Origin of the sequence: Arthrobacter sp. DNA4 (genome assembly GCF_024362385.1) — a bacterium.
GTDB lineage: Bacteria > Actinomycetota > Actinomycetes > Actinomycetales > Micrococcaceae > Arthrobacter.
In genome coordinates this window covers 2,670,643-2,693,886 of record NZ_CP101466.1, presented here as the reverse complement: position 1 = coordinate 2,693,886, position 23,244 = coordinate 2,670,643, and the positions used below count along the sequence as shown (strand labels likewise).

Sequence of the window (23,244 nt, the reverse complement as noted above, 5' to 3'; positions counted from 1 at the left end):
AGCGGAAACTCCGGGCTGGCTGTTCAAGCCGGATACAACTAAACCTAATCCATGGCCTACGTGTCAAATGTGCAATCGCGACGCGTATCACCGTAGACTTGCCTGTGCACTTACGGGGTGTAGCTCAGCTTGGCTAGAGCGCCTGCTTTGGGAGCAGGAAGTCGCAGGTTCAAATCCTGTCACCCCGACTCTGCGGCCAGGACCAGCCGGCCTGGACACACATTGCGTTTGCAGAAAACCCCATCCCACAACCCAGGAGTACTTAGACCGTGAAGAGCGCTGTCGAGAACCTCACCCCCACGCGGGTCAAGCTCAATGTTGAGGTCCCCTTTGAGGAACTGAAGCCCAGCATCGACTCGGCCTACAAGACTGTTGCGTCGCAGATCCAGGTCCCCGGGTTCCGCAAGGGCAAGGTTCCTGCCAAGCTCATCGACCAGCGGGTTGGCCGTGGCTACGTCCTGGAGACCGCCATCAACGACGGCCTCAACGGCTGGTACCAGGCTGCCGTGCAGGAGTCCGGCATCCGCCCCCTGAGCCGTCCCGAGGTGGAAATCACCGAGGTTCCCGACCCCTCCGCCACCGACGGTGGCCTGAAGTTCGCCGCCGAGGTTGACGTCCGCCCCGAGATCGAACTCCCGGACTACGCCGGCATCGAGGTCCAGGTTGCGGCTGCGGAATCCTCCGACGCCGACGTGGACAAGGCCCTGGACGAACTGCGCGGACGCTTCGGCACCCTGAAGTCCGTTGACCGTCCCGCTGCCGACGGTGACTTCCTCACCATCGACATCACCGCCACGATCGACGGCGAAGAGGTTGACTCCGCTGCCGGCCTGTCCTACCAGGTTGGCGCCGGCACCATGCTTGAGGGCATGGACGAAGCCGTGACCGGCCTCAGTGCCGACGAGGACGCCATCTTTAACACCACCCTGGTGGGCGGCGACCACGCCGGCGAAGCCGCCCAGGTCAAGGTTGTTGTCAAGGCCGTCAAGGAACGCGAACTGCCCGAAGCGAACGATGACTTCGCCCAGCTGGCCTCCGAGTTCGACACCCTCGCCGAGCTCCGCGAAGACCTGGCCAAGCAGGCCGCAGAGTCCAAGATCGTGGAGCAGGGTGTTGAAGCCCGCGACAAGGTCCTGGACAAGCTGGTGGAACTCGTTGAGGTTCCTGTTCCGGACTCCGTTGTCGAAGAGCAGCTCGAAGCCCACTTCCAGGAGGGCAACGGCCACGGTGACGGCGAGCACGACACCGAAGAGCACCGCGAAGAGGTCCGCGCCAACACGGCCCGCGCCTTCCAGAACGAAATCATCCTCGACGCCATCGCGGAAAAGGAAGAAGTCAACGTCAGCCAGAACGAGCTGATCGACTACATCGTCACCACCGCCAGCCAGTACGGCATGGACCCCAACCAGTTCGCCCAGATCATCGATCAGAGCGGCCAGGTTCCCATGATGGTTTCCGAGGTCCGCCGCCGCAAGGCACTCGCCGTCGTCCTGGGCCAGGCCACGGTAACCGACACCGAGGGCAAGGCTGTTGACCTGAGCGACTTCGTCCGCCCAGCCGGCGAAGAGGCACCTGCCGCCGAAGCGGCCGACGCCGACGCAGCCGAAGCTGCCGAGGCAGAGGTTGTCGAAGCCGAGGACACCACGGCAGACGCCAAGGCATAGTCCTTTTTGAACCGCAGTGAACGGCCCCTGGATCCTTCCGATCCGGGGGCCGTTCGCGTTGGACCGGAAGCGGCCCGCTGCCGATTCGCTGATCGTGCGCCGTCAGCGAACAGCCGTCGGTGCGCGAACAAAACACCCGTGAAACCGGTTAGTGTCCAAGTAGTGATTTTCAGTGATGTCACCGTCACCAGTGAGAGGTAAGTAAACATGTCACAGCACTCAGAGGCCCCCCGGATGGCGACCGTCGATCCTGCAGCCCAGGACAACTACATTTACAACCGCCTTCTCAAGGAGCGGATCATCTGGCTGGGCTCGGAGGTGCGTGACGACAACGCCAACGCGATCTGCTCGCAGCTGCTCCTGCTCTCGGCCGAGAACCCGGAAAAGGACATCTACCTCTACATCAACTCGCCCGGCGGCTCCGTCACGGCAGGCATGGCCATCTACGACACCATGCAGTTCATCCCTAACGACGTCGTAACCGTCGCCACCGGGCTGGCCGCGTCCATGGGACAGTTCCTCCTGTCCTCGGGTACCAAGGGCAAGCGGTACGCAACCCCGAACGCCCGCGTCCTGATGCACCAGCCCTCCGGCGGCATCGGCGGCACCGCGTCGGACATCAAGATCCAGGCAGAACTCATCCTGCACATGAAGAAGGTCATGGCGGAACTGACGGCTGACCAGACCGGGCAGACCGTTGAAACCATCCTCAAGGACAACGACCGCGACAAGTGGTTCACCGCCACCGAGGCCCTCGAATACGGCTTCTTCGACAAGATCGCCGCCCACGCCGGCTCCGTGGCAGGCGGCGGCGGAACGTCCAACGATTCCTCCGGCGAATCAGCCTCCCAGAACTAACCGGCATCCAGAACCCCTTTCGATCAGGAGCAAACACAATGAACTACAACTTCGGGTGGTCAGCCGGGAATCTTCCGTCCAGCCGCTACGTCCTGCCGCAGTTTGAGGAGCGCACCCCCTACGGCTTCAAGCGCCAGGACCCGTACACCAAGCTCTTCGAGGACCGCATCATCTTCCTCGGTGTGCAGGTGGACGACGCTTCCGCTGATGACATCATGGCCCAGCTGCTGGTCCTGGAGTCCACGGATCCGGACCGCGACATTACGCTCTACATCAACTCGCCCGGTGGTTCCTTCACCGCCATGACGGCGATCTACGACACCATGCAGTACATCCGCCCCGAGATCCAGACCGTCTGCCTGGGCCAGGCCGCCAGTGCGGCTGCTGTCCTGCTGGCGGCGGGTACACCCGGCAAGCGGCTGGCGCTGCCCAACGCCCGCGTCCTGATCCACCAGCCGGCCCTCTCCGGCGGCCAGGGCGGCCAGGCCTCCGACCTGGAGATCCAGGCCGCAGAGGTCATGCGCATGCGTTCCTGGCTGGAGGACACCCTGGCCCAGCACTCCGGCCGCACGTCGGAGCAGGTCAACAACGACATCGAGCGCGACAAGATCCTCACCGCCGACGAGGCCCAGGCATACGGCCTCATCGACCAGGTTCTTGATTCACGCAAGATCAAGCCCCAGGCGATCACGAGGTAGCAGTACCGAAAGCCGGTGCGGTCCAGTTCATTTGGCCGCACCGGCCTTTTCATTCCACCCTTGGGGCCGAATGTGACCTAGAGTGGATGTTGTCACAACCCGGGCCGTGCAGGCCGGGAAAGATTTCAGCAATGGTGCAGGGCTGCCTGGCAGCAGGATACTAAGGGGTTCATATATGGCTCGGATTGGCGAGAGCACGGATCTGCTGAAGTGCTCTTTCTGCGGAAAGAGCCAGAAGCAGGTGCGCAAGCTTATTGCCGGCCCCGGTGTCTACATCTGCGATGAATGCATCGAGTTGTGCAACGAAATCATCGAGGAGGAGCTTGCGGAGGTCGCTGATCTCGGCAGCTTCGAACTGCCCAAGCCGCGTGAAATCTTCGACTTCCTGCAGGAATACGTCATCGGCCAGGAGCCCGCCAAGCGGTCCCTCGCTGTCGCGGTCTACAACCACTACAAGCGCATCCAGGCGGGCCATGCCCCAAAGTCCGGAAACCTGGGGGACGGCGGCCATCACGACGACGTCGAGATCGCCAAGTCGAATATCCTCCTCATCGGACCTACCGGCTGCGGCAAGACCTACCTGGCCCAGACCCTCGCCCGCCGGCTGAACGTTCCGTTCGCCGTGGCGGACGCCACCGCCCTGACCGAGGCCGGATACGTGGGTGAGGACGTGGAGAACATCCTCCTCAAGCTCATCCAGGCCGCTGACTATGACGTCAAGAAGGCCGAACAGGGCATCATCTACATCGACGAGATCGACAAGATCTCCCGCAAGAGCGAGAACCCCTCCATCACCCGCGACGTGTCCGGCGAGGGCGTGCAGCAGGCCCTCCTGAAGATCCTGGAAGGGACCGTGGCCTCGGTGCCGCCGCAGGGTGGACGGAAGCACCCGCACCAGGAGTTCATCCAGATCGACACCACCAACGTGCTGTTCATCGTCGCCGGTGCCTTCGCCGGCCTGGAAGAGATTATCGGCTCCCGCTCCGGCCGCAAGGGCATCGGGTTCGGCGCCCCGCTCAACGAGGCCAGCAAGAAGGTGGACTCCTACGGTGAGGTCATGCCGGAGGACCTGCTGAAGTTCGGCCTGATCCCCGAATTCATTGGGCGGCTCCCCGTGATCACCACCGTGTCCAACCTGGACCGGGACGCCCTGATCCAAATCCTTTCCACCCCCAAGAACGCCCTGGTGAAGCAGTACCAGAAGATGTTCCAGATCGACGGCGTCGAGCTGGTGTTCGACGACACTGCCCTGGACGCCATTGCCGACCAGGCATTGGAGCGCGGCACCGGTGCCCGTGGCCTCCGCGCCATCCTGGAGGAGGTCCTGCTTCCCGTGATGTTCGATCTTCCCAGCCGCGAGGACGTGGCCAGCGTGGTGATCACCGAGGACGTCGTCCTGCGGGGCGCCGAGCCCACCATGATTCCGCACGTGGCCAAGCGCCGTAAGTCTGCCTGACCGAGAGGACCTTCGTGACTTCACCTGCAAAGAACAAAGCCGACTTCTGGTTCGACCCCCTCTGCCCGTTCGCCTGGGTCACATCCCGCTGGATCGGGGAGGTGGAAGCCGTCCGGGACATCGAGACGGAGTGGCACGTCATGAGCCTCGCTGTCCTGAATGAGGGGCGTGACCTGGAGCCCGGCTACCGTGAATCCATGGACAACGCGTGGGGCATGGTCCGCGTGATCATCGCCGCCCGGGAAGAGCATGGGCCGCAGGTCATCAAGCCGCTGTATGACGCCATGGGGACGCTGATCCACAACCAGGGGGAAAAAGACCGGGCTGAGGTCATTACTAAAGCCCTTGCCGAGTGCGGACTCCCCGCCTCCCTGGCCGACGCCGCCACCACGGACACCTACGACCACCAGCTCCGGGCCAGCCATGAGGAAGGCATTTCGCTGGTGGGCCAGGATGTTGGAACCCCGGTGGTCGCCTTCAATGGAACAGCGTTCTTCGGGCCGGTCCTGACCCGTATTCCCCGTGGTGAGGAAGCCGGCAGGATCTGGGATGCCACCACGGCCATCGCCGCTTATCCGCACTTCTTCGAGTTGAAGCGCAGCCGCACGGAAAGCCCGGAGTTCGACTAGAAACGCCAGGCTGCACCGCTTGGGAGGGCACCCAACATCCTGCAAGGGCCCCGGGAAAACTACCAGAATGTAGTTTCCCCGGGGCCCTTGCACGTGGACCGGCACAGGAGAACAATTGTTCCTACCACTTCGAAAGAAGTGGACGCAGGAACCAAAGATTCAGTGATATGTAAGTTGACGCAGCCATCGGCAAAGTTGAATGCAAGCTACCAGTGACGGGGTAGTAAGACCTGAAGTTCAGCGGATCCTGCCAGACCATCAGAGCACGTCACCGGATGGCCGAAAAAGTCGAAGCCCCACCAACGGCAAAACGCTGATGGGGCTTCCCCTTTGCCCGGAACCGGGTTGACCCCGGGTCCAGGTCCGGCGCTAAGCCTTGGTAAGCTCGTCGCTTGGAGCCAGGGCTACATCAGTGACCGCGAGGTCGCCTTCACCCACGGCCAGCGTGATCTCCCGGGCGTTGGACGCAGCCTTTAAATCAGCCAGCCCGGCCTGCAGCTGCGTGGTCAGCGCTTCCGGGGCAGTGATGGTCGCTGACAGGACTTCGGTGCGCTGCTTGACCTTGGCCTCGGACTTGGCCTTGCGGACACCGCTGAGTGCCACGCCCACGGTCGCGAGCATGGTGGTGTCCCCGCCGGGGATCTCCAGGGCGGCAGGCCACTGGGCCCGGTGCACCGACCCGGTACGCCACCAGCTCCATACTTCCTCGGTGGCGAAGGGCAGGAACGGGGCGAAGAGCCGCAGCAGGGTGTCCAGCGTGGTGGCCAGCGCGGCCAGCACCGAAGCCTGCTCCGATTCGCCGGCGGCGCCGTAGGCCCGGTCCTTGATCAGTTCCACGTAGTCGTCGGTGAACTGCCAGAAGAACGACTCCGTGAGCTGCAGGGCGCGGGCGTAGTCGTAGCTGTCGAATGCCTTGGTGGACTGTGCCACGACCTCGGCCAGCTGGGCCAGCAGCGCCCGGTCCAGGGGGTTCGCCAGGACGGAAAGATCGCCCGACAGCACCGAGTTTTCGGTGGCGCCCAGGTTAAGCACGAACTTGGAGGCATTCAGGAGCTTGATGGCCAGGCGGCGGCCGATCTTCATCTGCGCGATCTCGTAGGCGGTGTCGGCGCCAAGCCGTGCAGAGGCAGCCCAGTAGCGGACGGCGTCCGAACCATACTCGTTCAGGACGTCCGTGGGCACCACCACGTTGCCCTTGGACTTGGACATCTTCTTGCGGTCCGGGTCCAGGATCCAGCCGGAGATGGCCGCGTGCTTCCAAGGGGCACAGTCCTGGAGGGCGTCCGCGCGGACCACCGAGGAGAAGAGCCAGGTCCGGATGATGTCGTGGCCCTGGGGGCGCAGGTCGAACGGGTAGACCTTGGCGAACAGGTCCTCGTCACGGCTCCAGCCGCCCACGATCTGCGGGGTCAGCGAGGAAGTGGCCCACGTGTCCAGGACGTCGGCGTCGCCCGTGAAGCCGTTGGGCTGGTCGCGCTGTGCCTCCTCGAAGCCGGGGGCAGCGTCCGCTGCCGGATCAACGGGCAGCATCGCGTCGGAGGGCAGGATGGGGTTGTCATACTCCGGGTTGCCCTGTGCGTCGAGCGGGTACCACACGGGGATCGGCACACCAAAGAACCGCTGGCGGGAAACCAGCCAGTCACCGTTCAGGCCGGCAATCCAGTTCTCGTAGCGGGAGCGCATGAAGGACGGGTGGAAGTCGATGTCCTTGCCGCGGCCAATGAGGCGTTCGCGGCGGTCCTCGTCGCGGCCACCGTTGCGGATGTACCACTGGCGGGAGGTGACCACTTCCAGGGGCTTGTCGCCCTTTTCGAAGAAGTTCACCGGGTGGGTGATCTTCTTGGGTTCACCATCGAGCAGGCCGGCTTCCTTGAGCAGTTCCACCACGGCTTCCTTGGCGGAGAAGGCGGTCTTCCCGGCGATGGCGGCGTACGCTTCCTTGCCGGCCTCGCTGGTGATCCACTCGGGCGTTTCGGCGATGATGCGGCCGTCGCGGCCCATGATGGCGCGGGTGGGCAGCTGCAGTTCGCGCCACCACGTGACGTCGGTCAGGTCGCCGAAGGTGCAGACCATGGCGATGCCGGAACCCTTGTCCGCCTTTGCCAGCGGGTGGGCCTTGACCTCGAGTTCAACATCGAACAGCGGTGACTTCACGGTCTTGCCGAACAGCGGCTTGTACCGCTCGTCGTCGGGGTTCGCCACCAGCGCGGCACATGCTGCAAGGAGCTCCGGGCGGGTGGTCTCGATGAAGATCTTTCCGCCGTCTTCGGTGAAGAAGGGGTAGCGGTAGTAGGCGCCCGGGACCTCGCGGTCCTCAAGCTCGGCCTGGGCCACGGCGGTACGGAACGTGACGTCCCACAGCGTGGGAGCCTCGGCCATGTAGGCGTCCCCGGCGGCGAGATTGGCCAGGAAGGCGCGCTGGGACACCGCGCGGGAAGTGTCATCGATGGTGCGGTAGGTCAGGTCCCAGTCGACGGACAGGCCCAGGGTCTGGAACAGGTTTTCGAAGACCTTCTCGTCCTCAACGGCCAGTTCCTCGCACAGTTCGATGAAGTTCTGCCGGGACACGACGTCGAAATCGCGCTGGTTCTTGGCCGGCTGGGCGGGCGGCCGGTACTCGGCGTTGTACGGGATGGCCGGATCGCATCGGACACCGTAGTAGTTCTGGACCCGGCGTTCGGTGGGCAGGCCGTTGTCATCCCAGCCCATGGGGTAGAAGACGTTCCTGCCGGTCATGCGCATGTAGCGTGCCTGGACGTCCGTCTGGGTGAAGGAGAACATGTGCCCCACGTGCAGGGATCCCGACGCGGTGGGCGGGGGAGTGTCGATCGAGTAGACCTGCTCCCGGGTGGTGTCGGGGTTGAACTTGTAGGTTCCTTCGGCCAGCCAACGCTGGGTGAGCGCGGCTTCGAGGCCTTCGAGGGCCGGCTTGTCCGGAACATTGATGGGGGCGGTGGTGGGCGTGTCTGTACCCTGCGTGTCTTCAGCCATTGGGCAATTCTTTCATGCCCGCTTCCATCCCACCCAACCCGTCCCGCCCGCGCGGACGCGAACACGGGTAGCATGCGGGCCATGGGAGAGTTCCGGGCAACCTTCGGCGTGAAGCGCATCTACGAGCCGCCGGCGGACGGCGACGGCTTCCGGGTGCTGGTGGACCGGCTTTGGCCGCGGGGCATGGCCAGGGAAAACGCCGCCGTGGACCTCTGGCTCAAGGACGTGGCACCCTCCACGGAGCTGCGCAAGGAGTTCAACCACCGCCCCGAACAGTTCGCCGGTTTCAGCGAACGCTACCGGCTTGAACTGGACACCAATACGGCCGTGGAGACGCTGCTGGAACTGGCCCGCGCACACCCCCGGATTACCCTCCTCTACGCCGCCCGGAACACCGAAGCGAACAATGCGCACGTCCTGCTTGACTACCTCCGGGGACGGGCCGCCGGCTGATCCCGCTAGGGTGGTGCCATGACTGAGGACTTGCAGAAAAAAGCAGCATTGGTGACCGGCGCGAGCAGCGGAATCGGAGAAGCAACAGTGCGTGCGCTGCGCGCCGACGGGTGGACGGTCTTTGCCGTGGCCCGCCGGGCTGACAGGCTCGCGGCGCTGGAAGGCGGGACAGGCGCCGTCGCGATTCCCGCAGACATCGCAGAGGACGACGACGTGTCCCGGCTCCTCGCCCAGGTCACCGACGCAGGCGGCATCGACACGCTGATCAACATCGCCGGTGGTGCCCGGGGTGCGGACAAGGTAGGCGATGCCAACATCGCCGACTGGGAGTGGATGTACCGCGTCAACGTCCTTGGAACCCTCAAGCTCACCCGCGCGTTCCTTCCGATGCTGCGGGCCACCGGCGAAGGCACGGTCCTGAACCTCACCTCCACCGCAGGGCTGGACGCCTACGAGGGCGGGGGCGGCTACAACGCTGCCAAGTTCGGGCAGCACGCCATGACCAACGCCCTCCGGCTCGAAGAGGCTGAGCACAACGTGCGGGTCATCGAGGTGGCGCCGGGCCTGGTGCAGACCGAGGAGTTCGCCCTCAACCGCCTCGGGGATGCGCAGTCCGCAGAAAAGGTCTACCAGGGCGTGGAGAAGCCGCTCACCGCAGAGGATGTGGCCGACGTGGTCCGCTACGCCGTCAGCGCCCCACACCACGTCAACCTTGACCAGATCGTCATCCGGCCGGTGGCCCAGGCGGCCACGCACAAACTCATCCGGAAGGGCTAAGGCACATGGATGCGCAGGGTGGCCACCACTGCGGCATGATCCGTTCCCTCGATCCGGTGGGCTGAATAGCCGGAGGCGGTGATGTCGCGGCTGGTCACCAGATGGTCCAGCGTGATCCCGGGCAGGCGGTAGCCACGCATCGGCCAAGTGGGCACCAGCCTGCCGCCCACGGAGGCGGCCACGTCCACCAGTGTCCGGCCGCCTCCTTGGCCCGCCAGCAGCGCCCGGAATTCCCGGTGGTCGTAGGTTGCGTTGAAGTCCCCGGCCAGCAGCAGGGGGCCGGATCCGTTGTCCGCCCTGGCCACCGTGGACAGGTCCTTGCGCCACTGGCCAACGGCGTCACCCACCGGCGCCAGGGTGTGCACAGCCACCACCCGAAGGGCGGCCCCGCTAGCTTCCGCCAGGTCAAGGCGGGCCACCGGCATGGTGAATTGGGTGTCCGGAAGCACCCCGCCGTCCGTCAGGCTTAGCGAGGAATAGATGGCCGTACCGCCGGCGCCGTCCCTGGGATGGGCAACCCGGTGCGGGAGCAGTCCGTCCAGGCCCGCCGCAGTGAGCCGCCGTGACAGCTGGGGCGTGTACTCCTCCACCGCCAGCAGGTCCACGTGCTGTTCACGGACCAGGTCCACGATTCCGGCAGCGGCCGCATTCCCCAGCTCCGCGTTGATGCTCATCACCACGAGGGAAACCGGCCTGCCGGCGGCCTCGGCGGAAGGCCCGCGGACGTCCACCGGGAAGAGCCAGAACGCCTGGCACGCCACCAGGGATCCCGCCAGGACCTGCTGCCACCGGCTGCGGCCAAGGAAGGCCAGGACCAGCGCGGCGGCGGCAGGCACTGTGAGCCAGGGCGTGAACGCCACCAGCTGGACCCCCAGGACGGGCCACTCGACGGGGACAGCCCGCATCATGGACACCGCTGCGACGGGAAGCGCAAGGGGAATGAACAGCCACCGGCATGCGGCGGCTGCGCGCCTCCGCCCGGCAGGGCGCCCGGAAGCTGTCATGAGCCGAGTCTAGGGAATACGCGGTGTCGACGTCAGCCCCAACGCCCCTGGATGCTCTGATTGGCATGGGCTGCGCTGAATGGCACAGGACGCGCTGAATGGCACAGGACGCTGCGGCGATAGTAGACTCTTTATGGCTATGACCCGGCAATCACCGGTGAGCTTCCGGAAGAACGCGCAGTGTGCCCATGCAGGGTGGCTGTGCCAGTAGAACCGGACGGGTAAGCCCGTCACAGCAGTAATGAGAGGCCGGGGCAGCGGGTGTTCCTCACGGAAGACACGCGGCGCCGGTAAGTGAGGTGGTACCGCGGTGGGCGTGCAGTCTTTTAGGGACGGCGCGGCAGCCGTCCTCGCATCCTGAACGGAACCTCCGGCCCTGCCGGGGTTCACCACGCTCAACCCAGGATGTCGAACATGACGTTTTACCCCAAGGCTACAGCCTCCAGCACCTCGTCCAACGGCAGTGCCGGCGTTTCCGCCTCCGTGAAGTTCCCGGAGATCGAAGAGCGCATCCTGAAGTACTGGGACCAGGACGGCACCTTCCAGGCCAGCATCGACCAGCGCAGCGCCGACGTCCCCGGCGGTGAGCCCGGCAGCAACGAATTTGTGTTCTACGACGGCCCGCCCTTCGCCAACGGCCTGCCGCACTACGGCCACCTCCTCACCGGCTATGCCAAGGACCTGGTGGGCCGTTACCAGACCCAGCGCGGCAAGCGCGTTGAGCGCCGCTTCGGCTGGGACACCCACGGCCTCCCCGCCGAACTTGAAGCCATGAAGCAGCTGGGTATGACGGACAAGACCCAGATCGAAGCCATGGGCATCGACAAGTTCAACGACGCCTGCCGCGCCTCCGTGATGAAGTACGCCGACGAATGGCGCAGCTACGTCACCCGGCAGGCCCGGTGGGTGGACTTCGACAACGACTACAAGACCCTCAACGTCGAGTACATGGAGTCGGTCCTCTGGGCGTTCAAGCAGCTGCACGACAAGGGCCTGACGTACAACGGCTACCGGGTCCTCCCGTACTGCTGGAAGGACGAAACGCCGCTGTCCAACCATGAGCTGCGCATGGACGACGACGTCTACAAGAACCGCCAGGACCAGACCGTCACCGTCACGTTTCCCATCCTCGCGGGGGAGTCGGAGCTGTCGCAGAAGCTGGCCGGCGTCCAGGCCTTGGCCTGGACCACCACGCCCTGGACGCTGCCCACGAACGCCGCGCTCGCCGTCGGGCCTTCCATCACCTACGCCGTGCTGCCCGCCGGACCCAACGGCATCAAAGCCGCTTCGACCGATGCGCCGGTCGGCGGCAGCTTCCTGCTCGCAGCCGACCTGCTGGGCAGCTACGCCAAGGACCTGGGCTACGACAGCTTCGAAGCTGCGGAAGCCGGCGTGGTGGCCACCTACACCGGTGCTGAACTCGAAGGCCTCGTGTACCAGCGGCTCTGGGACGACTTCGCGGACAACGAGAAGTACGGCATGGAGAACGCCTGGCGCTTCGTGGTGGCCGACTACGTCACCACCACGGACGGAACCGGCATCGTGCACCAGGCCCCGGCCTACGGTGAAGACGACCAGAAGGTCTGCGAAGAGGCAGGCATCCCCGTGGTGCTGTCCGTGGACGAGGGTGCCAAGTTCCTGCCGCTGTTCAAGCACGGCGACCTCCACGACATTGTGGGACTGCAGGTCTTCGAGGCCAACAAGCCCATCACCCAGGTGCTCAGGGCCCAGGGCCGGCTGGTGCGCCAGGCCAGCTACGAGCACAGCTACCCGCACTGCTGGCGCTGCCGCAACCCGCTGATCTACCGCGCGGTGTCCTCCTGGTACGTGGAGGTCACCAAGTTCAAGGACCGCATGTCCGAACTGAACCAGGAGATCAACTGGATCCCCGGCAACGTCAAGGACGGCCAGTTCGGCAAGTGGCTGGAAAACGCCCGCGACTGGTCCATCAGCCGCAACCGCTTCTGGGGCAGCCCCATCCCCGTATGGCAGTCAACGGACCCGGAATACCCGCGCACCGACGTCTACGGCTCGCTCGCGGAGATCGAAGCGGACTTTGACCGGCTGCCGCTGAACAAAGACGGCGAGGTGGACCTCCACCGTCCCTTCATCGACGAGCTCACCCGGCCGAACCCGGACGACCCCCGCACCCCCGAAGAGGGCCAGTCCGTGATGCGCCGCGTGGAAGACGTGCTGGATGTCTGGTTCGACTCCGGCTCCATGCCGTACGGCCAGGTGCACTACCCGTTCGAGAACGAAGCCTGGTTCAACACCCACAACCCGGCCGACTTCATCGTGGAGTACATCGGCCAGACCCGTGGCTGGTTCTACATGCTGCACATCCTCTCCACGGCGCTCTTCGACCGGCCCGCGTTCAGGAACGTCATCAGCCACGGCATCGTGCTGGGCTCCGACGGCCAGAAGATGTCCAAGAGCCTGCGCAACTACCCCGACGTGTCCGAGGTCCTGGACCGCGACGGCTCCGACGCCATGCGCTGGTTCCTCATGTCCAGTCCCATCCTGCGCGGCGGCAACCTGATCGTCACCGAGCAGGGCATCCGCGACGGCGTCCGCCAGGTGATCCTGCCGCTGTGGAACGTGTACAGCTTCTTCACGCTCTACACAAACGCGGCTGCTGCAGGCCAGGGTTACGACGCGAAGCTGCGCTACGACGGTTATGCGGACACCCTGGACCAGTACCTGCTGGCCAACACCGGCGACCTGGTCCGGAACATGACCGCGCAGCTGGACACCTACGACATCTCCGGCGCCTGCGACTCGCTGCGCAGCTACCTGGACATGCTCACCAACTGGTACGTCCGCCGCAGCCGGCAGCGGTTCTTCGACGAGGACCAGGACGCCTTCGACGCCCTGTTCACCGCACTGGAGAGCGTCACCCGTGCTGCTGCGCCGCTGCTTCCGCTGGTCTCGGAAGAGATCTGGCGCGGCCTGACCGGCGGCCGGTCCGTGCACCTTGCCGACTGGCCCGACGCGGACCTCTTCCCCGCCAACCCGGCCCTGGTTGAAGCCATGGACCGGGTCCAGCAGATCTGCTCAACCGGCTCCTCGCTCCGCAAGGCAGCCAACCTGCGTGTCCGCCTGCCCTTGCAGGAACTCACCGTGGTGGCACCCGGGGCTGATGCGCTGGAAGGCTTTGCCGCCGTCGTCGCCGATGAACTCAACCTCCGTTCCGTCCGCCTCCTGGACGCCGCCACCGCTTCCCCCGAGGAGTTCGGCATCCAGCAGAAGCTGGTGGTGAACGCCCGGGCCGCCGGTCCGCGCCTGGGCAAGAATGTCCAGCTGGCCATCAAGGGCTCCAAGTCCGGCGACTGGTCCGTGGACGAGTCCGGTGTTGTTACAGCGGGCGGGCTGCAGCTCGAGCCCCAGGAGTACACGCTGGAGACCGTGGTGGCAGAATCCGAGGGCGGTTCCGCCGCTGTCGCCGTGCTGCCCGGAGGCGGGTTCGTGGTCCTGAACACCGAAGTCACGCCGGAGCTTGAAGCCGAAGGGTTGGCGCGCGACATGGTCCGCGCCATCCAGCAGGCGCGCAAGGACGCCGGCCTCAACGTGAGCGACCGGATCCGGACCACCGTCACCGCACCGCAGAACATGGTGGATGCCCTGCTGGCCAACGCCGAACTCGTCAAGGGCGAGACGTTGACTGTTGCCCTGGACGCCCAGGCAGGCAGCACGGCTGAACCCGCCGTCGCCGTTGAAAAAGTGGAGGCCTAGGACATGACCGACGAATTTTCCGTGGAGAGCGTGTACGCCGAACTGCTGGGCCGGGCGCCGGAAAACAAGATGGAGCCCCGCCTGGCGCCGCTGTTCCGCGCCATGGACGTGCTCGGTGAACCCAACAAGGCCTTCCCGATCATCCATGTCACCGGAACCAACGGCAAGACCTCCACGTCCCGGATGATCGAATCCGTGCTCCGCGCCCATGGCCTGAGCACGGGACGCTACACCAGCCCGCACCTGTCCAAGGTCACCGAACGGATCAGCATCGACGGCCACCCCGTCTCTGATGAGACGTTCGTCAGGATCTGGGACGAAATCCGGCCCTACCTGCAGATCGTGGACTCCGAGCTGGAAGCCGAAGGGCAGCCGCGGCTGACCTACTTCGAGTGCCTCACCATCCTGGGCTTCGCCATCTTCGCCGACCAGCCCGTCAACGTGGCCATCATCGAGGTGGGCCTTGGCGGCATCACGGACGCCACCAACGTCGGTGACGGCCAGGTGTCGGTGGTGACGCCGATTTCGCTGGACCACACGGACCTGCTGGGCGACACCACCGAGGACATCGCCTACGAAAAGGCCGGCATCATCAAGCCCGGCGGCTACCTCATCAGCGCAGCGCAGCCCCTCGATGCGGCCCAGGTGCTGCTGGAAAAGGCCAAGGAAGTGGGCGTGCCGTTCCGCTTCGAAGGCGTGGAGTTCGGCGTCGAGTCGCGGACAGTGGCTGTTGGCGGCCAGATGGTCACCATCCAGGGCATTGCCGGACGTTACCCGGACCTGCTGGTACCGCTGTACGGCGCCCACCAGGCGCAGAACGCCGCCGTAGCCGTGGCCGCCCTCGAAGCGTTCTTCGGCGGCGAAAAGGAGCTCGACTTCGAGGTCCTGCAGGAAGGCTTCGCCGCAGTGACGTCACCGGGCCGTCTCGAAGTGGTACGCACGGCACCCACCATCATTGTGGACGCCGCGCACAACCCCGACGGCATCAAGGCCTCGGCTGCAGCCCTGCAGGAAGCGTTTACCTTCACGCGCCTGGTGCCCGTGGTGGGCGTGCTCAAGGAAAAGGACGCCGAAGAAATCCTGCGGGAGCTGAGGGAATCCCTGGGGGACGTGGCCGTGGAATACTGCTTCACCCAGTCCAACTCACCGCGCGCCGTACCCGCAGCGGAGCTGGCAGAGCTTGCCATCGACCTGGGCTTCGGCGAGGACAACGTCCACATCGCCGAGAAACTGGATGACGCCCTGGAATGGGCCGTGGAGCGGGCCGAAGCCAATGATGACCTCTCCGGGGCCGTCCTGGTCACCGGATCGATCACCCTGGTGGCCGAGGCACGGATCCTGCTCGGAAAAACGGAGGCGTGAGCATGGCCAGACTGACAAAAGCGCAGCGGGAATGGCGTCCCGGCATGCCGAAGAAGCGCCGCTCCACCAAGGTGATGTTTGCCTCCACGGTGCTGCTCCTGGAAGCGTTCGTCATGTTCTTCGCTACCCTGGTGGTGTTCGGCCTGCGCCGCGGGGAGTTCCCGCCGGCCCTGATCCTCGGTGTGGGCATCGGTCTCAGCGTGGTCATGATCTTCGCCTGCGCGGTCCTGAACAAACCCTGGGGCATCGGCCTGGGCTGGATCCTCCAGCTCGTCCTGATCCTTACCGGCATCTTTGAGCCCGCCATGTTCCTGGTGGGGGCGCTCTTCGCCCTGGCCTGGTGGTACGGCATCCGCACCGGCATCCGGCTGGACCGGGAAGCGGTGCAGCGCGAACGCGAACAGGCGGAATGGGAAGCCGCCCACCCGGACCAGGCCGCCGGTCCCGCCCAGCCGCAATCCCCGTAAGCCCATCCCCGTAGACTTATCCCGAAACCCCACCAACGCATTGGAGCAGTTGTGACTACTGAGCGCACCCTCGTCCTGATCAAGCCCGACGGCGTCGCCCGAAACCTGACCGGCGCCATCCTTGCCCGGATCGAAGCCAAGGGCTACAGCCTTGTTGAGCTGAAGAAGGTCGACGCCACCCGCGAGCTGCTGGAGCAGCACTACGAGGAGCACGTGGGCAAGCCGTTCTACGAGCCCCTGGTGGAATTCATGCTCAGCGGTCCTGTGGTAGCCGCAATCTTCGAAGGCCACCGCGTCATCGAAGGCTTCCGCTCCCTGGCGGGCACCACGGATCCCACGACGGCGGCCCCGGGCACCATCCGCGGTGACTTTGGCCGGGATTGGGGCCAGAAGGTGCAGCAGAACCTGGTGCACGGTTCCGACTCCACGGATTCCGCGGACCGCGAGATCAAGATCTGGTTCCAGTAAGCCCCGCGACATAACAGATAAGGCCAATGTTCTTCGTGAACATTGGCCTTATCTGTCATATGCCGCAGGGGAGCGCCGGGATTTTGGGGGAGTGCGTTCTAGAACCCCGAGGTTCCTGCGAAGACCTGGATGAACGCGAAGAAGATGGTGGCGATGACGGCCACATACAGCAGCGCGGTGATGATCCAGCCGGAGTCACCCAGGACGCGGGCTGCACCTGCAGGCATGGGAATGACGCTTACCGTGATGTTCCGGATGGTGGTCCACACGAAGAGCGGAATCATGGCCGCCCAGACGATCATGCAGAACGGGCAGAGGATGTGGATGGCGTACAAGGCCTGGGACCACAGCCACACAACGAATGCGAAACCGAGCGTGACGCCCACCTGCAGTCCCAGCCAGTACCAACGGGCGAACGTCGCCCCGGACAACAGGGCCATGCCCACCGTGACGGTAATGGCGAAGGCCACGATTCCGATGAACATGTTGGGGAAGCCGAACAGCGAACTTTGCCAGGTCTGCATGACCTGGCCGCAGGAGATCCAGGGATTCACATCGCACACGGTGGTGTGATTGGGGTCCTTGAGCACTTCGAGTTTTTCCAGGACCAGGGTTCCGGAGGCAAGCCAGCCGACGATTCCGGTGATGACCAGCAGCCAGCCGAAGGGCCGGTTCCGGGCCATGCGCGGAATGCTGGCGGCGGCACTGGTCCGCGGATCGGCGGCGCGTTCCTCTTGATGGGCGCTGACGGGGGAGATGCTGGGCATGGGTGTTGCGTCCTTTTCGTCCGGTGCTCCTGTGCCTGATTGTAACGCCGGTGGCTGGACCCACCACACAGCAACGGGAACAGCAACGCCCGCTTCCGCGGCGATCCAGCGCGGGTATGAGAGAATGAACGTGGCTGGAAGCCGATCCACATTCGGACTCCGGTCCGGTGGTTTGTTCCCAAGACCGCCAATGATGATCAGGGCAGGCTTCGGATTCTTCCGGCACACCCGCGACTCCATTGGGCGGCACCTGGTTGTGGCACGCAGAACAACGGGTTTTCAGAACATCCACCGGCTCCCACGGGCTGCCGCACCCCAACGACGGTGCGAACCTGGGAGTATCCACTTGACTTCTGTCAATGCCTGCGGGTGTTGACAATATGTGCCCCAATGGGTGCCGGATGTGGCGGTACGTCAGGGGCAGGAGTGTTGCCACATATGGACAATGATCAGGAACTGGCCGTTAACGACGAAGCAGCGGCTGCCGGGGCTGCTGCACCCAAGCGGGCTCCGCGGACCCGTCGTAAGACGGCTCCCAAGGCCGGGGACGCCCCGGTGGATGCCGTGAGCACGGCACCGGAAGTTGCCGAAGCACCCGCCGCTGAAGAATCCGGCACTGAAGAGGCCACCGCAGCGCCCAAGGCTCCCGCCCGGCGCACCCGGTCCCGGAAGAAGGCGGACGCCGCGGAACCGCTGCCCGCCTTTGCCGCCGAAGCGGAGCCTGCTGACGCGGCTCCCATTGGCGCCCCCGCCACCGCATCGGATGCAGCTGACGAAAGCGCCGCTGCCGTTCCTGCTCCGGACACAATGGCAGATGCCGAAACCAAGCCGGTCCGCCGCCGTCGGGTAGCTACCCGTAAGGCTGCCTCGCCGGTTTCCGCACCGGAGACGGACTCGGCAGCCGCCGCCGAAGTGGCGCCGGAAGCGGCCGGGCCCGAAGCCGTGGTGCCCGAAGCCGCGGACCAGGCCGCAGCGCAGAATGTGGAGCAGGCGCAGGAGCCCGAAGCCAAGGAACCCGCTGCCCAGAAACCGGAAGCCCAGGAGCCCGCCGCCGCACCCGCCGCACCCGCCGCTGCCGCCGCACCGGAGGCCGCCCGGCAGGAGCAGGCGCCCGACGCCGCTGGAACGAAGGACGGCGGGGCCGCCGCCAGCCCGTTTGGCTCCCTCTTCCTGGAACCGGCGTCCCCGACGTCGGTGCTCTTCCAGGCACCGGACCTCAGCACCGTGGTCCGTCCCGCCGCTCCCGCCGCGGAGGAGCCTGACGAGGAAGAAACCGAAGACACCGACGATTCCTCCAGCCGCCGCCGGCGCCGCAGCCGTGGCCGCAGGGGCCGCAGCCGCATTGGCGACAGGACGGAAGAGGACAACGAGGACGGCAGCGATGAGGCTGACGCCGAGGACGGGGCTGACGAGGATACCGACGGCCAGCTCGAGGACGGTGTAACCTCCCGCCGCCGGCGGCGCCGCCGCCGCGGGGACCAGGACCTTGAGCTCACGGGCGGCGGGGATGACGACCCGCCCAACACGGTGACCAGGGTCCGTGCCCCGCGTGCCGTCAGTGAAGCACCCGTGAGCAACCGCGTGACCAGCGTGAAGGGCTCCACCCGCCTGGAGGCCAAGAAGCAGCGCCGCCGCGAATCCCGCGACACCGGCCGGCGCCGTACGGTCATCACCGAGGCCGAGTTCCTGGCGCGCCGGGAGTCCGTGGACCGGCAGATGATCGTCCGCCAGCGCGACGACAGAATCCAGATCGCCGTCCTCGAAGACGGTGTCCTGGCCGAACACTTCGTGTCCAAGACCCAGCAGGACTCGCTGATCGGCAACGTGTACCTGGGCAAGGTCCAGAATGTGCTGCCGTCCATGGAGGCCGCATTCGTGGACATCGGGCGCGGCCGCAACGCCGTCCTGTACGCAGGTGAGGTCAACTGGGAAGCCGTGAACCTCGAGGGCAAGCAGCGCCGCATCGAAAACGCGCTGAAATCCGGTGATACCGTCCTGGTCCAGGTGACCAAGGACCCGGTGGGACACAAGGGCGCCCGCCTCACCAGCCAGATCTCCCTGCCCGGCCGTTACCTGGTGTACGTACCCGGCGGCTCCATGACCGGCATCTCCCGCAAGCTGCCCGACGTCGAACGCAACCGGCTCAAGCGCATCCTCAAGGACCGGCTGCCCGAACACGCCGGCGTCATTGTCCGCACCGCGGCCGAGGGCGCTTCCGAGGAAGAGCTGACGCACGACATCAACAGGCTGCGCGCCCAGTGGGAAGGCATCGAAAGCCAGTCCGCGTCCACCAAGATCCTGGCCCCCGAGCTGCTCTACGGCGAACCCGATCTCACCATCAAGGTGGTCCGCGACGTCTTCAACGAGGACTTCTCCAAGCTCATCGTTTCCGGTGAGGAAGCCTGGGACACCATCGAGGCCTACGTCACCTACGTGGCGCCGGACCTTGTGGGCCGCCTTGAGAAGTGGACCAAGGACCAGGACATCTTCGCCGCCTGGCGCATCGACGAGCAGATCCACAAGGCACTTGAACGGAAGGTCTTCCTGCCCTCCGGCGGCTCCCTGGTGATCGACCGTACCGAGGCGATGACCGTGGTGGACGTCAACACGGGCAAGTTCACCGGCAGCGGCGGCAACCTCGAGGAAACCGTCACCAAGAACAACCTCGAGGCAGCCGAGGAAGTGGTGCGCCAGCTGAGGCTCCGCGACATCGGCGGCATCATCGTCATCGACTTCATCGACATGGTGCTCGAATCCAACCGCGACCTGGTCCTGCGCCGCCTGGTGGAGTGCCTGGGCCGTGACCGGACCAAGCACCAGGTGGCCGAGGTCACCTCACTCGGCCTGGTCCAGATGACCCGCAAGCGCATGGGTACCGGACTGCTGGAAGTATTTGGCGAGCAGTGCGAGGCCTGCGCCGGCCGTGGCGTTGTGACCCACGACGACCCCGTGGAGCACCGCCGCGCCACCATCGTTGCGGCCGAGCACCACGTCCAGCGCACCGACAACCGGCCCGAGACCCGCACGGAAGCCCGTCCGGAAGGGCAGCGGAGCGACAATGCCCAGCCCGGCGTGCGTCCCGAACGCAAGCGGCGGCGCGGACGCGGCGGGCAGCAGCCCGAAGCGGCCCCGGCACCTGCCGTCCATGTGCACACGGTCCAGCCGGACCCGTCGGACGCCGAGCGGCACGCCAAGGCGGAGGCAACCAGGCTTGCCCTGGCGAACATTGCCGCTGCGGCCCACGCGGCCCACCTGCATGACGACGAGGTGGCGGCAGCCCGGCAGGTGCCTTCTGTGGAGCCTGCGCCGGCGCCCGTCGAGGAGAAGCACGACGCCGACGCCCCGGCACGTCCTGCAGCTGTCCTGACGTTCGGCGGCGAGGAAGTCCCGCTTCCGTTCGTGGAGCACGCTGAGGAACAGCATCCCCAGCCTGCCCTTACCCTGGACCGGCTTGCGGAAGCGTTCGCCCACCTCGGCCAGCCGGCTTCCCCTGTGGAGAACGCGCCTGCCAAGACCGCGGAAGCCGTGAAGGTGCCGGAAACTGTGGCGCCGGAACGGCAGCACGACGACGGGGGAGCGGAAGCGCGCTCCGCCGCAACGGAAGCTGCAGCCGGGAAGGACTACTCCGACCACACGCTGGAGCAGTCGCGGCAACGCAGGCCGCGGCGCCACCGTGCCGCCAGCCGTGCGCAGGGTGCCGCCAACGAGACCGCCGTCCAGCAACACGAAAACGTCCACGCGGCAGGCGCGGGCCATTCGCACGCAGCCAAGGCTCCTGAACCCGTGAAGCCCCAGCTGGCGCCGGCGGAACCGGGCAAGGCGCCTGAGGAGCCCATCATCCTCGGCGTGGGTGTGCCTGCCTCGGAGCTCTAGGTACAGGAGTTTCCGGTCAAACGGACGGCCGCGCAGTAAGGAATCCCCGTCCTGCGGACGATTCCCCCGGGAAGTACCGGGGGAATCGTCCGTGTGGCGGGGATTTCTGCTGCCGGGAGGTTGTTTTTCCCTTGAACCGGGTGCTGTCATCCTTTTTCCTGATGCGGCCTACGGGCTAGGGTGGAAACCGACACGGGGTGCCGCGCAGAAGGCCGGCTGAGATCCAGACCCGTTGAACCTGTCCGGCTAGTACCGGCGAAGGGATGTCTCTTGTCTTCGACCCTTTCCGTGCCCCTGCCTGCCGCCTCCGGCGTCCCCACCGCGCTGCCCTTGGGCCGGGACGTCCCGCGGGTCCTCTCGATCGCGGGCTCCGACCCGTCCGGTGGCGCCGGCATCCAGGCCGACCTCAAAAGCATTGCTGCCCACGGCGGATATGGCATGGCTGCCATCACCGCCCTGACGGCACAGAACACCCGTGGCGTGCAGGCTGTCCACGTTCCTCCGGCCGCTTTCCTGGCCGAACAACTGGACGCGGTCAGCGACGATATCTCCATCGACGCGGTCAAGATCGGCATGCTGGGCGACGAGAGCGTCATCCGCACTGTCCGGCAATGGCTGGAGAAGGTCCGCCCCGCCGTCGTGGTCCTCGACCCGGTGATGGTGGCCACCAGTGGTGACCGGCTGCTGAAGGAATCCGCTGAGGCTGCCCTCCGCGAACTGCTGCCGCTGGCGCACCTCATCACTCCCAACCTCCCGGAGCTTGCCATGCTGGTGGGCGGGGAGCCTGCCGGGACCTGGACGGCGGCGCTGGACCAGGGGAGGCGCCTTGCCGATGCCACCGGGGCCACCGTGCTGGTCAAGGGTGGCCACCTCGCAGGTGCAGACTGCCCGGACGCGCTGGTCAACACGGCCGGCCTCATGTCGCAGGAAGTGGTGGAAGTGCACGGCAAACGAATTTCCACCCGCAACAGCCACGGCACCGGCTGCTCCCTGTCCTCCGCGATGGCCACCGTCCAGGCACGCCTTGGCGACTGGGAGGCATCGCTCCTGACGGTCAAGCCATGGCTGACCGGCGCCCTTGAGAACTCGGAGCAGCTCGAGGTGGGCCGGGGAAACGGCCCCGTGCACCATTTCCACCATGTGCGGCCGGCCCTCGCGGAAGGCGCCTTCGCTGCCCGGCTGTGGACGGAAGCGCAGCAGGACCTGACGGACATCTACGCCCTGGACTTCATCCGCGGCCTGGCCTCCGGAGACCTTGCCGAGAAGGACTTTGCCTACTACCTGGCGCAGGACGCCCTGTACCTGAACGGCTACTCCCGGGTCCTCGCCCGGGCGAGTGCCCTGGCCCCGTCCGAAGCGGAGCAGCTGTTCTGGGCGGGATCCTCGCAGCAGTGCCTGGAAGTGGAGTCGGAGCTGCACCGCTCATGGCTCAGCACCCGCCCTGCCCAGGGCGGACTTGGCCCCGTCACCAAGGCGTATGTTGACCACCTCACCGCAGCGTCGGCGTCGGGCAGTTACGCCGTCCTGGCCGCCGCAGTCCTGCCCTGTTTCTGGCTCTACGCCGAGGTCGGGGAAAAGCTGCACGCCCAGTTCCTTGCCTCGGGAGAGCCCGACGGCCACGCCTACGCGGCCTGGCTCCGGACCTACGCCGACGAGGGCTTCGCCGAAGCCACCCGGCGGGCCATCGCCATTGTGGACGCGGCGGGGCGGAAGGCCTCCGACCACGAACGGGCGGCGATGGTGACCGCGTTCAAGCAGTCCTGCCGCCTGGAAGTGGAATTCTTCGACGCGCCGAGGCTGCATTCCTGACCCCTTCGGGCAGCACCGCCGCTATCATGGAGGGGCATGGTTGCGGTGCAGCTTGTCGGGGTGTGGTTACTACCACAGCCGGGCCGCCGGAACCAGCCTCATTTGCGGCCGTAGATGGATTTAGCGTATTCTGGATCTTCGGTGCTTACGCCAACACTTGGGTTATGACCCCACGGCGTTGAGGCACAGCGAGAATCCTGGCTTTTCCGAGTCGGCTCCGCACGCAAATTTTGTAA

Annotated in this window: 16 protein-coding genes, 1 tRNA gene and 1 riboswitch; of the genes, 14 read left to right on the top strand and 3 right to left on the bottom strand. The window is 65.8% G+C overall.

The window, feature by feature from the left end:
• The first annotated feature begins 113 nt into the window (after positions 1 to 113).
• The 6 genes from NMQ03_RS12360 (at position 114) to NMQ03_RS12335 (ending at position 5,305) form a co-directional block, all read left to right on the top strand.
• Positions 114 to 188, top strand: a tRNA-Pro gene (locus tag NMQ03_RS12360).
• Between the two features lie 81 nt (positions 189 to 269).
• The gene (tig, locus tag NMQ03_RS12355) at positions 270 to 1,664 is read left to right on the top strand and encodes a trigger factor (protein WP_255172451.1); all 1,395 of its coding nucleotides are present in this window, start codon (positions 270 to 272) and stop codon (positions 1,662 to 1,664) included.
• Positions 1,665 to 1,898: 234 nt separating this feature from the next.
• Positions 1,899 to 2,522, top strand: a complete 624-nt coding sequence (locus NMQ03_RS12350) for an ATP-dependent Clp protease proteolytic subunit (RefSeq protein ID WP_303695379.1) — start codon at positions 1,899 to 1,901, stop codon at positions 2,520 to 2,522.
• Positions 2,523 to 2,560: 38 nt separating this feature from the next.
• Positions 2,561 to 3,220: an ATP-dependent Clp protease proteolytic subunit gene (locus tag NMQ03_RS12345; RefSeq protein ID WP_138606612.1), complete on the top strand. Its 660-nt coding sequence runs from the start codon at positions 2,561 to 2,563 to the stop codon at positions 3,218 to 3,220.
• A gap of 175 nt (positions 3,221 to 3,395) precedes the next feature.
• Entirely contained in the window at positions 3,396 to 4,676 is a 1,281-nt protein-coding gene (clpX, locus tag NMQ03_RS12340) for an ATP-dependent Clp protease ATP-binding subunit ClpX (protein ID WP_255172449.1), read from the top strand.
• 14 nt (positions 4,677 to 4,690) lie between these two features.
• Complete coding sequence (locus tag NMQ03_RS12335) at positions 4,691 to 5,305, top strand: DsbA family protein (protein WP_255172448.1); 615 nt, start codon at positions 4,691 to 4,693, stop codon at positions 5,303 to 5,305.
• A gap of 369 nt (positions 5,306 to 5,674) precedes the next feature.
• On the opposite strand, the gene valS is transcribed toward NMQ03_RS12335, so the two are convergent.
• On the bottom strand, positions 5,675 to 8,296 hold the full coding sequence (valS, locus tag NMQ03_RS12330) for a valine--tRNA ligase (protein ID WP_255172447.1): 2,622 nt from the start codon (positions 8,294 to 8,296) through the stop codon (positions 5,675 to 5,677).
• Positions 8,297 to 8,377: 81 nt separating this feature from the next.
• Here valS and NMQ03_RS12325 point away from each other — a divergent pair, with 81 nt between their 5' ends.
• Together NMQ03_RS12325 and NMQ03_RS12320 are read left to right on the top strand one after the other, a co-directional pair.
• Positions 8,378 to 8,749 carry a DUF488 family protein gene (locus NMQ03_RS12325; protein ID WP_324642163.1) on the top strand — a complete coding sequence of 124 codons (372 nt, stop codon included), beginning with the start codon at positions 8,378 to 8,380 and terminating at the stop codon, positions 8,747 to 8,749.
• A gap of 18 nt (positions 8,750 to 8,767) precedes the next feature.
• On the top strand, positions 8,768 to 9,526 hold the full coding sequence (locus tag NMQ03_RS12320; RefSeq protein WP_255172445.1) for an SDR family oxidoreductase: 759 nt from the start codon (positions 8,768 to 8,770) through the stop codon (positions 9,524 to 9,526).
• Here the strand turns inward: NMQ03_RS12320 and NMQ03_RS12315 are convergent.
• A complete protein-coding gene (locus NMQ03_RS12315) occupies positions 9,523 to 10,530 on the bottom strand; it encodes an endonuclease/exonuclease/phosphatase family protein (protein WP_255172444.1) in 1,008 nt (335 codons plus the stop codon). The genes NMQ03_RS12320 and NMQ03_RS12315 overlap by 4 nt on opposite strands.
• A 414-nt stretch (positions 10,531 to 10,944) precedes the next feature.
• On the opposite strand from NMQ03_RS12315, the gene ileS reads away from it, so the two are divergent.
• From ileS to ndk, 4 genes are read left to right on the top strand one after another with little or no spacing between them, the layout of a single operon-like run.
• Positions 10,945 to 14,262, top strand: a complete 3,318-nt coding sequence (gene ileS / locus NMQ03_RS12310; protein ID WP_255172443.1) for an isoleucine--tRNA ligase — start codon at positions 10,945 to 10,947, stop codon at positions 14,260 to 14,262.
• 3 nt (positions 14,263 to 14,265) lie between these two features.
• Complete coding sequence (locus tag NMQ03_RS12305; RefSeq protein WP_255172442.1) at positions 14,266 to 15,624, top strand: folylpolyglutamate synthase/dihydrofolate synthase family protein; 1,359 nt, start codon at positions 14,266 to 14,268, stop codon at positions 15,622 to 15,624.
• A 2-nt stretch (positions 15,625 to 15,626) separates the two neighbouring features.
• Positions 15,627 to 16,091, top strand: a complete 465-nt coding sequence (locus NMQ03_RS12300; protein ID WP_255172441.1) for a DUF4233 domain-containing protein — start codon at positions 15,627 to 15,629, stop codon at positions 16,089 to 16,091.
• A 51-nt stretch (positions 16,092 to 16,142) separates the two neighbouring features.
• A complete protein-coding gene (ndk, locus tag NMQ03_RS12295; protein WP_255172440.1) occupies positions 16,143 to 16,559 on the top strand; it encodes a nucleoside-diphosphate kinase in 417 nt (138 codons plus the stop codon).
• Between the two features lie 98 nt (positions 16,560 to 16,657).
• Here ndk and NMQ03_RS12290 read toward each other — a convergent pair whose 3' ends face one another.
• Positions 16,658 to 17,326 (bottom strand): vitamin K epoxide reductase family protein, encoded by a 669-nt coding sequence (locus NMQ03_RS12290; RefSeq protein WP_255172439.1) that lies wholly within the window; start codon positions 17,324 to 17,326, stop codon positions 16,658 to 16,660.
• A gap of 438 nt (positions 17,327 to 17,764) precedes the next feature.
• On the opposite strand from NMQ03_RS12290, the gene NMQ03_RS12285 reads away from it, so the two are divergent.
• Both NMQ03_RS12285 and thiD read left to right on the top strand, forming a co-directional pair.
• Positions 17,765 to 21,199, top strand: coding sequence for an Rne/Rng family ribonuclease (locus NMQ03_RS12285; protein ID WP_255172438.1), 3,435 nt, complete (start codon positions 17,765 to 17,767; stop codon positions 21,197 to 21,199).
• A gap of 183 nt (positions 21,200 to 21,382) precedes the next feature.
• Positions 21,383 to 21,480, top strand: a riboswitch (TPP riboswitch).
• A gap of 7 nt (positions 21,481 to 21,487) precedes the next feature.
• Positions 21,488 to 23,008: a bifunctional hydroxymethylpyrimidine kinase/phosphomethylpyrimidine kinase gene (gene thiD / locus NMQ03_RS12280; protein ID WP_255175600.1), complete on the top strand. Its 1,521-nt coding sequence runs from the start codon at positions 21,488 to 21,490 to the stop codon at positions 23,006 to 23,008.
• The last annotated feature ends 236 nt before the right edge of the window (positions 23,009 to 23,244 follow it).